Consider the following 9,570-nt stretch of genomic DNA (forward strand, 5'->3'; position numbering starts at 1 on the left):
GCGCGGTCACCACCGGGTTCGATACCGGCCAGCTGGTGGTGATCACCCAGGCGCTCAAGGATCGCGGTTTCAGCGACGACGAGGTGGCGAAGGTGATGGGTGGCAACGTGCTGCGGCTGTTGCGCGCGGGGATGGTGGCCCGGCCGGCCCGCTGAAGCCCTGCCCGCCCGCTAGAGATTGCACGATGCGCCGCCGTGCGGCAAAGGCGGCGCCATGGAGCGGCTCTCCGGCAGCTCGGCGGTGCCGGCCCATTTGCGTGGCGGGATCGTCGCGCTCGGCAATTTCGATGGATTTCACCTGGGGCACCAGGCCGTGGTCGGCCGCGCGATCGAACGCGCGCGCGCGGAAGGGCGCCCGGCGATCGTCGCCACTTTCGATCCGCACCCGATTCGCTACTTCACCCCCGACGCCGCGCCGTTCCGCCTGACCACACTCGATCAGCGGCAGGAATTGTTCGCCGCCGCCGGCGCCGACGCGATGCTGGTGTTCGACTTCGACGCCGCGCTCGCCAGCCTGACCGCGCAGGAATATGCCGAGCAGCGGCTGGTCGGTCGGATCGGCGCCGGCGGCGTGGTGACGGGCGAGGACTTCACCTTTGGCAAGGGGCGCAGCGGTGACACGATGGTGCTGGCGGCGCTGGGGGATTTGCTCGGCTTCTCCACCGACATCGTGGCGCCGGTCACGCTCGATGGCGCGACGATCTCCTCCAGCCGGATTCGTTCCGCGCTCCACGGTGGCGATCCGCGCGGCGCGGCGCGGCTGCTGACCCGCCCGTTCGCGATTCGCGGGGTGGTGCAGCCGGGGGCGAAGCTGGGGCGCGCGATCGGCTTTCCCACCGCCAACATCGCGCTCGGCAACTATCTGCGGCCGGCGTATGGCATCTATGCCGTGCGCGGGCGACTGGGCGACGGGCGCGTGCTCGACGGCGCCGCCAATCTGGGCATCCGCCCGAGCTTCGATCCGCCGATCGAGCTGCTGGAGCCCTATTTCTTCGACTTCTCCGGCGACCTCTACGGGCAGGAGGTCGAGGTCGATCTGGTCGATTTCATCCGGCCGGAGGCGAAGTTCGACGACCTGGACTCGCTAAAGGCGCAGATCGCCGCGGATTGCGACGCGGCGCGGATGATGCTCTCACGCGATTGATTCGCGCAGAGGCGCAAGGCGCGAAGAATGGTTCGCGCGGAGACGCGGAGACGCGGAGAATAGCGCCCGGCTGCGTCACCAGCCGCTCAACCCAAGCCTGATCGACAAATATCAAGGTCTCGCTGACGCGAGACGGCGGGGCTGGATGCCCGCCCTCCGCGTCTCCGCGCCTCCGCGTGAACCAATCTTCTTGATTCCCTTCGCGTCTTCGCGCCTTCGCGTGAGCCACCTCTTTTCTCGCCCTCGCGTGAAGGCTTCCGCCAGCCCCGCGCAGGCGCTAATGCCCGCCTTCCCATGACCGACGCACCCGACACTCCGCGCGACTGGCGCGACACCGTCTTCCTCCCGAAGACCGATTTCCCGATGAAGGCCGGCCTGGCCCAGAAGGAGCCGGCGATCCTGGAGCGGTGGGCGCGGATCGGCATCTATGACCGGCTGCGCGAGCAGCGCGCCGGGCGCGAACGCTTCATCCTGCACGACGGCCCGCCCTACGCCAACGGCGACATCCACATGGGCCATGCGATGAACAAGGTGCTGAAGGACATCATCGTCCGCAGCCAGTCGCTGATGGGCAAGGACGCGCCCTACGTCCCCGGCTGGGACTGCCACGGCCTGCCGATCGAGTGGAAGATCGAGGAAGCCTATCGCGCCAAGAAGCTCAACAAGGACGAGGTGCCGCCAGCCGAGTTCCGCGCCGAATGCCGCGCCTATGCCGCCAAATGGGTGGGCGTGCAGCGCGAACAGTTCGAGCGGCTGGGGGTGATGGGCGACTGGGAAGACCCGTACCTGACGATGAATTTCGACAGCGAGGCGACCATCGTCGGCGAGCTTTTGAAGTTCGCCGAGAGCGGCCAGCTCTATCGCGGCGCCAAGCCGGTGATGTGGTCGCCCGTGGAAAAGACCGCGCTGGCCGAGGCCGAGGTCGAATATGAAGACGTTGTGTCGACCCAGATCGACGTCGCGTTCGAGATCGTCGAGGCGCCGAATGCGCCCGAACTGGTCGGCGCGCACGCGGTGATCTGGACGACCACGCCGTGGACGATCCCGGTGAACCAGGCTTTGGCGTATGGGGAGAACGTCGATTACGCCTTGGTCGATTTGCGTCTTGATGCACACCAGCGCGGCGAGTTTCGAGAGAACGACGCAGTTGAAAAATTCTATGGCAAGCAGGTGCTCATCGCGGAGCCGCTGATAACGGCATTCCTAGATCGTTGGCGTAGGGAGCTGGCACGGCGCGACGACGGTAGCTCTGAAATCGTGTATACGCCGGCCGCGGAATGGTCCGTGATCAAAGGCTCCCAACTCGCCGGCGCCGTTGCCCGTCACCCGATGCACCATCTCGGCGGTTTCTTCGCGAGGCCCCGCCCGTTCCTGCCCGGCAATTTCGTCACCACCGACGCCGGCACCGGCCTCGTCCACATGGCGCCCGATCATGGCGAGGACGACTTCCTGCTGTGCAAGGCGCACGGCATCGACCCGGTGTTCGCGGTCGATGGCGCGGGCATGTATCGACCCGACTGGCTGTGGCTGGGCGGACAGGGCAGCGTCATCAACAAGAAGTTCGTCGCTTCGGACGGCCCGATCTGCACCGATCTTCGCGCGGCTGGCGCGCTGCTCGCCGCGTCGGACGATTTCGCCCACAGCTATCCGCATTCGTGGCGCTCAAAGGCCAAGATCATCTTCCGCGCGACGCCGCAGTGGTTCATCCCTATGGACCGCGCCGACAGCGACACCGCGACGACGATGGAGCCGATCGAGGTGCCGGCGTTCAACGGCGTCGCCGGGTTCGAGCCGACCGCCGGCTTCGCCTCCGGCAACGGCCCGACGCTGCGCGAGCTGGCGCTCGACTCGATCGAGCGCACCCGCTGGGTGCCGGAGCGCAGCAAGAACCGCATCCGGTCGATGGTGGAAGGGCGCCCCGACTGGGTGATCAGCCGCCAGCGCGCGTGGGGTGTGCCGATCGCGCTCTACGTCCACCGCCAGACCGGCGAATATCTGCGTGATGCCGAGGTCAACGACCGCATCGTCGCCGCCTTCCGCAATGGCGGGGCCGACGCGTGGTTCGGCGCCGATCATCAGGCGCTGCTCGGCCCCAAATACGCCCTCGCGGATTATGAGGTGGTCAACGACATCCTCGACGTGTGGTTCGATTCCGGCTCCACCCACGCCTTCGTGATCGAGGCGCGTTACGGCGAGGGCGTGCGCGCCAACCTGTATCTGGAAGGATCGGACCAGCATCGCGGCTGGTTCCAGTCGTCGCTGCTCGAAAGCAGCGGCACACGCGGGCGGGCGCCCTATGACGCGGTGCTGACCCACGGCTTCGCCCTCGACGGCAACGGGCGGAAAATGTCGAAGAGCCTCGGCAACGTCGTCGATCCGTTGAAGGTGATCGGCGAATCGGGCGCGGACATCCTGCGGATGTGGGTGGCGCAGACCGATTATTTCGATGACGTCCGCGTCGGCAAGGAAGTGCTGGCGGGCACCGGCGACGCCTATCGCAAGCTGCGCAACACCTTCCGCTACCTGCTGGGCGCGCTCGACGGGTTCACCGACGCCGAAAAGCTGCCGGTCGCGCAGATGCCCGACCTCGAACGCTATGTCCTCGACCGGCTCGGCCAGCTCGACGTCGAGCTGCGCGCGGCGGCGGAGGCCTATGAGTTCAACCGCTACACCCGCGCGCTGACCGAGTTCGCACAGGACGATCTGTCGGCGTTCTTCTTCGATATCCGCAAGGATTCGCTCTATTGCGACGCGCCGGCCGATACCAAGCGCCGCGCCTATCGCACCGTGCTCGACGTGCTGTTCCACGCGCTGGTGCGCTACGCCGCGCCGATCATCCCGTTCACGGCGGAGGAGACGTGGCAGGCCCGCTTCCCCAGCGAGGACGGATCGGTCCACTTCCTCGAATGGCCCGAACTGCCCAGGCTGCCCGCCGATCGCCCGGTCGGCACCGAATGGGCCGACGTCCGCCGCCTGCGCGAGCGGGTGACCGAGGCGATCGAGCCGTATCGTCGCGACAAGGTGATCCGATCCAGCCTGGAGGCGGAGGTCACCGTCCCCGACGAGTTGCTGAACGAGGCCGGGCTGGCCGAGGTTTTCATCGTCGCCCGCGTGAGCAAGGGGCCGGAGATCACCGTCACCCGCACCGGATACGAAAAGTGCGGCCGCTGCTGGCGGCACCTGCCCGAGGTTGCGCAGGAAGGCGCGCTGTGCGACCGCTGCGCCGAAGTAGTTGACTGATATGAATCGCGCCCGCCTGACCGGCTTTATCGTCGCCCTCATCCTGTTCGTCGTCGACCAGGCGGTGAAGGGGTATGTCGTCGGTACGCTGGGGCTGGACGTGCCCGGCGAATCGCTCACCGTCCTGCCGATCTTCGACCTGCGCTTCGTCCAGAACGTCGGCGTGTCGCTGGGGATGCTGCGCGCCGAAAGCGATGCGATGCGCTGGGCGCTGGTCGCGCTGACCGCGGTGATCGCCGGCGGCGTCGCGTGGTGGATGACGCGGGAGAACAATCGCGTCGACCTGATCGCGCTCGGGCTGGTGCTCGGCGGCGCGCTCGGCAACATCCTCGATCGGGTGCGGCTGGGCTATGTCGTCGATTACGCCGACCTCCACTTCGGCGACTGGCAGCCGTTTTTGGTCTTCAATGTCGCCGACGCCGCGATTACCATCGGCGTATTGATCCTGCTCGCGCGCGCGCTGTTCGTGCGCGAGAAGCCTGCTCCTCGGGAGAGTTTGAATGCGTAAGGCCCTGACCCTCGCCGCCGTCGGCATCGCCGCGGTCGCGCTCACCGGCTGCGGCAATCGCGGCTATGATCGCGCCCGGCCCGACGAATTCGCCGTCGCGCGGCAGGCTCCGCTGGTGATCCCCCCCGATTTCGCGCTGACGCCGCCACAACCGGGCGCGCCGCGTCCGCAGGATACCGGCCCCGCCAACCAGGCGCTCGATGCGCTGTTCGGCGGCACCGCTCCGCGCAGCAACAGTGAGACCAGCGCGCTCAACGCCGCCGGCCGCGACATCGCCGACGCCGGCATCCGTTCGGGCGCGGGCGATCCGCAGACCAATGTCGTCGACAAGGGATCGACCACCCGCGACATCATCGCCGCGCCGGAAGGCGACGGCCAGTCGGCCCGCGCGAGCGCCGGGGGCCAGTAACGAAAGCCGGAAACGAAAAACGGCGGCGCCCATCGGGACGCCGCCGTCGATCGGTTCACCTGACAGACATCGTCAGAAGCTGAAGCCAATGTAGCCAAGCACCGTCGAGCCACGGCCGAGCCGCTGCGCGAAATGGCCGATGCCGGGCACCGCGCCGTTGCTGATGTCGGTGTCGACATAGCTGACCCCGGCCTTGAACGGCCCGCCGACCGCTTCCGCGGTGATCGACCAGTCGGTGTAACTGTCATCCGCCCCCGGATTGAGCAGCCCGAGCGAGCCGTCGCTGCGGCCCAGATGGCCCTTCAGCGTCACCGGCGTGCTGGGGATGCCGACGCCCAGTTCGCCATAGATATACAGGCTGTCGTCCTTGCCGGTGGTGAAATCGAGCCCGCTCTGCCCGCCCCACGCATAATTGGCGCCGACCTTCACATTCGCCGGCCCCAGCGTGTAGTTGACGGACGCATAGGGCTCGAAGAAATCGGTGTTCACGCTCTTCGCGCCGTCCGCATACCAGTAATAGAGCAGGCCGACGTCGAAGCCGAGGCCGCTGGGCAGCGTCTTGGTGAAGCCGCCATACAGGTCGACCTCGACCCCGCCATAGTTGGTCAGCGCGGGTGTGCTGCCGTCCGCCCCGCCATCGATCGACGACAGGAAGGTGCCGGCATACAGCCCCGAGGCGTGGTTGACGTTGACGGTGCCCTGCACCGCCGGACCTTCGTTGGTCTGGGTCGCGCCACGGAAACGATAATCGGTGACGAGGGTGACGCCGCCGGTCACAGTGATCGGCTTTGGCGGGGCCGTCTCGTCCTGCGCGATGGCGGGAGAGGCAGCGAGGAACGCGATCGAGCCGAGCGCGAGAGTCGAGAAACGCATCGAGAGACTCCTTGAATGGGTCGATGGTTCCCGCCTGCGTGCCCGGATACCGCGTCGTCGTGCGCGCGATTTGCCGGACGCCCCGGATGTGCACGATGATATTGCACTGCACAACCAGGAAACGATGGTGTGGAGAGATTTCCGGCCCGTTGTGTCCGTCGCGCAACAATGCGGCAACGATCAGCCTTTGGCTGTAGCGGCCGCCACACACCCGCTGGACAATCACCTGAACACTGGGCGGCCAGACGAACCAAAGCGCGGCCTGCGCGTTGCGCCTGGCGGTCCCACCCCTTTCGGGATCGGCGTCCCTCCCGGCGCCCGGCCGCGCCGCCGCTTATCTGCGACGCGGCCGAACGGGAAGGGCTTACCCCTTAACGGTAGAAGCCGCGGATCACGTCGACCACCACACCGCGACGGGTGTCGACCAGGATCACGTCGTCATAATGGCGGACCCAGCGCTGATAGCTGCCGGCCGGCGGCAGGTGATAGCGCCACGGGTCGCTGATCCAGTAGCGCGATCCATAATAGTTCGGTGCGATCCGCACGCCGGTGCGAAAACTGTTGTAGCGGAACGGCGCGCGCCAGTTGCCACGGGCATAGAGCGCGCGATTGCGGTCGCGGTTGCCGCGCCAGTCGTCACGTCCCCAACGGCGATTGCGGTCGTTCACGTCCTCGCGCAATTCCTGCCGGGCATCACGCACGTCGCGGCGCTCGTTGCGGATATCGCGGGGATCGCCCCGGCGCTGGGCGTCGCGCAGCTCGCGCTGCTGCTGCCGGACGTCCTGCGCGTCGCGCCGGATCTCCCCACGCGACTGTGCGCTGGCGGCAACCGGCGCCATGGCCGGCATCGCCACCGCCGCGATCAGCGCCGTCATCATGACCTTGCGCATAAATTCCTCCTTCAGTTCCAGTGCGGCTCGAATGCCGCATCGGTCCTTCAACGTATGGAGGGTGCAATTTGAACCACGGTCGAACGCGGTTGTCAGGCAATTGAAAGCCGAATCAGGGACCGTTGCCGCCCGCCGGCGCACCGGCACCGGCGCCGACCGTGCCGATGTTGCCGAACAGGTCCTGGAAGAATCCGCGCTTGCGGCCCAGCGTCGGCGTCTTGTCGCTCATCGGGCTGATCGACGCGACCTGTTCGATCCCGGTGCGGTTGATCGCGGTCACCGTGCCATTGGCGTCGAAATTGACGTGGATGGTCACCTGACGCACCGGGCGCGGGCTGTTGAACGCCAGATTGCGGGTATCGCGCGCGACATAATACCAGTCGCGATCGTTGAACTGCCCGGCGATCGTCGGCCTGCCCAGCACCCGCGCCACCGAATCGCGATTGTCGACTCCGGCCTGGACCGAATTGACGAGGTCGGCATCGACCACATAGCCCTGGTGCCCACGCAAGGGCGTGCAGGCGCCCGCAAGCCCCGCGGCGGCGGCGATAAGCAGGATGGCGGCGGGACGGGACATGCAACTCTCCGGGACGATACCGACGCGGGATTTGCATCCTTCGTCGCTCGCCTCAATATGCGGTGACGCAGCGGCGAACAAGCCGCCGCATTTTTCAAGGGCGTTGGACGTGGGATGGATCGATCGGCTGCTGGGCCGAAAACAGGATGAAGCGACCGCGCTCTATGCGGCGGTGGTCGCGCGCGGGCGCGAATCGCATTGGTATGTCGCCGGTGGCGTGGCCGACAGCATCGACGGGCGGTTCGATATGATCGCGGCGATTCTCTCGCTCGTTCTGCTGCGGCTGGAAGCCGAGCCGGGTGCGGAGGCCACCGGCGTCGCGCTGGCGGAACGTTTCGTCGACGATATGGACCCGCAATTGCGCGAGATCGGGATCGGCGACGTCACCGTCGGCAAGCATATCGGGCGGATGATGAGCATGTTGGGGGGCCGGCTGGGCGCCTATCGCGCAGGGCTGGCCTCCGGATCGATCGACACCGCGCTGGTCCGCAACCTCTATCGCGATCACTCGCCCGCACCGGCGGCGTTGACGCATGTCCGCGACGGGCTGATGACATTCAACCGCGCGCTGGCGACGACGGCGTTCGCGGATCTGGCGGCGGGGCGGTTGCCATGAACGCGGCGCCCGAATTTTCCCGGCCCTACCGGCTCGACGCGATCGGCGCGGGCGATGTCGGCACTACCGTCTCCGCCGAGCCTTCCGAACGCACCGCGCTGGCGACGCGGTTCGGCCTGATCGCGATCGATCGGCTCGACGCCAGCTTCATCCTGCGCCGCGATCCTACAGGAATCGTCGCGCGCGGACATCTGTCGGCGGCGGTGACGCAGGCGTGCGTCGTCACCGAAGCGCCGCTGCCGGTCCGGATCGAGGAGGATTTCGCGCTGCGTTTCCTGCCGGAACCCGACGGTGCCGCCGACGAGGTCGACCTCGACGCCGACGATTGCGACACGGTGTTCTTCACCGGCAGCGCGATCGATCTGGGGGAAGCAGCGGCGGAGACGCTGCTGCTGTCGCTCGATCCGTTCCCGCGCAGCCCCGGCGCCGCTGCTGCGCTCAAGCAGGCGGGCGTGATCAGTGAGGAGGAAGCGGGGCCGTTCGGCGGTCTTGCCGCGCTGCGCGACAAGCTGGGAAACTAGGGCGGGTCGACGTTCAGTTCCGGCATCCAGTTCTCTGGCTCTACACGGCTTCGCGGTGCGCCGCGTCGGGGCCGGGCAACGCGATCCAGCGCGGCGCGCGGGACGGCTAGATCGCAGCGGGCGCGCCCGCGCCATGGCGATCCCGATCGGTGGGACCTCACCTTGACGCCAACGGCGATATTGCCGTGCGGCGGTGTGCACCCTAGATTGCGGATGCGAGGCCACGCCCTCCCCCTTGCCGAGGGTCCAGGTCCGGGACGGCCCGGCGTCTTCAGGGAGACGTCGTCATGGCGTGGATTTTACTCATTTCCGCTGGTGTGCTCGAAATTATCTGGGCGTCCGCGATGAAGCTGTCGCACGGCTTCTCCCGCCCGTTGCCGACGACGGTCATGGCGGTCACGCTGATCGCCAGCTTCGCGCTTCTCGCCGCCGCGATGCGCACCCTGCCTCTCGGCACCGACTATACGGTGTGGACCGGCATCGGCGCGGTCGGCGCGTTCGTGGTCGGCATCGCCTTCATGGGCGAATCGGTCAGCGCCGCGCGGATCGTCGCAGCTCTGCTGATCCTCGCCGGCATCGTGCTGATGAAGCTGACCAGCCAATAGCGCGACCCGGCCGGGTCACCGCCACCCCCAACATCTGGGCCGTGGCTGGCCGGAGTACTGGTCGTCGCGCGCCCACAGCCGACGCGGAGGGTGGCAAGGGTTGAGCGGATCTTCATCCGCACCGCCATAGAGGTGCCGAACCCCGCCCAGGTACCCGACGTGGTCGTCCCTTCCCTGCCGCCTGCCGC

General features: G+C 67.4%; 10 protein-coding genes. 7 read left to right on the forward strand and 3 right to left on the reverse strand.

Annotation, left to right across the window (positions count from 1 at the left end):
- Positions 1–213: 213 nt before the first annotated feature.
- The 4 genes from VNR91_RS06320 (at position 214) to VNR91_RS06335 (ending at position 5,300) form a co-directional block, all read left to right on the forward strand.
- Positions 214–1,143 carry a bifunctional riboflavin kinase/FAD synthetase gene (locus VNR91_RS06320; RefSeq protein ID WP_325489925.1) on the forward strand — a complete coding sequence of 310 codons (930 nt, stop codon included), beginning with the start codon at positions 214–216 and terminating at the stop codon, positions 1,141–1,143.
- A gap of 294 nt (positions 1,144–1,437) precedes the next feature.
- On the forward strand, positions 1,438–4,383 hold the full coding sequence (gene ileS, locus VNR91_RS06325; RefSeq protein WP_325489926.1) for an isoleucine--tRNA ligase: 2,946 nt from the start codon (positions 1,438–1,440) through the stop codon (positions 4,381–4,383).
- 1 nt (position 4,384) lies between these two features.
- The gene (gene lspA, locus VNR91_RS06330; RefSeq protein ID WP_325489927.1) at positions 4,385–4,891 is read left to right on the forward strand and encodes a signal peptidase II; all 507 of its coding nucleotides are present in this window, start codon (positions 4,385–4,387) and stop codon (positions 4,889–4,891) included.
- Positions 4,884–5,300, forward strand: a complete 417-nt coding sequence (locus VNR91_RS06335; RefSeq protein WP_325489928.1) for a DUF3035 domain-containing protein — start codon at positions 4,884–4,886, stop codon at positions 5,298–5,300. The genes lspA and VNR91_RS06335 overlap by 8 nt, the downstream gene beginning before the upstream one ends.
- A 72-nt stretch (positions 5,301–5,372) precedes the next feature.
- On the opposite strand, the gene VNR91_RS06340 is transcribed toward VNR91_RS06335, so the two are convergent.
- The 3 genes from VNR91_RS06340 to VNR91_RS06350 form a co-directional block, all read right to left on the reverse strand.
- Complete coding sequence (locus tag VNR91_RS06340; protein ID WP_325489929.1) at positions 5,373–6,173, reverse strand: TorF family putative porin; 801 nt, start codon at positions 6,171–6,173, stop codon at positions 5,373–5,375.
- A 371-nt stretch (positions 6,174–6,544) separates the two neighbouring features.
- A complete protein-coding gene (locus tag VNR91_RS06345) occupies positions 6,545–7,063 on the reverse strand; it encodes an RcnB family protein (protein ID WP_325489930.1) in 519 nt (172 codons plus the stop codon).
- Positions 7,064–7,175: 112 nt separating this feature from the next.
- Positions 7,176–7,640 (reverse strand): outer membrane protein assembly factor BamE, encoded by a 465-nt coding sequence (locus tag VNR91_RS06350; protein ID WP_325489931.1) that lies wholly within the window; start codon positions 7,638–7,640, stop codon positions 7,176–7,178.
- Positions 7,641–7,749: 109 nt separating this feature from the next.
- Between VNR91_RS06350 and VNR91_RS06355 the strand changes: the two genes are divergently transcribed.
- From VNR91_RS06355 to VNR91_RS06365, 3 genes are all read left to right on the forward strand, one after another.
- Positions 7,750–8,256, forward strand: coding sequence for a ubiquinol-cytochrome C chaperone family protein (locus tag VNR91_RS06355; protein WP_414712382.1), 507 nt, complete (start codon positions 7,750–7,752; stop codon positions 8,254–8,256).
- Positions 8,253–8,777 (forward strand): DUF177 domain-containing protein, encoded by a 525-nt coding sequence (locus VNR91_RS06360; RefSeq protein ID WP_325489933.1) that lies wholly within the window; start codon positions 8,253–8,255, stop codon positions 8,775–8,777. Before VNR91_RS06355 ends, VNR91_RS06360 begins: the two co-directional genes overlap by 4 nt.
- Before the next feature lie 287 nt (positions 8,778–9,064).
- Entirely contained in the window at positions 9,065–9,382 is a 318-nt protein-coding gene (locus VNR91_RS06365; protein WP_325489934.1) for a multidrug efflux SMR transporter, read from the forward strand.
- The last annotated feature ends 188 nt before the right edge of the window (positions 9,383–9,570 follow it).

The sequence above is a fragment of the Sphingomonas sp. genome (genome assembly GCF_035555815.1).
Taxonomy (GTDB): Bacteria; Pseudomonadota; Alphaproteobacteria; order Sphingomonadales; family Sphingomonadaceae; genus Sphingomonas.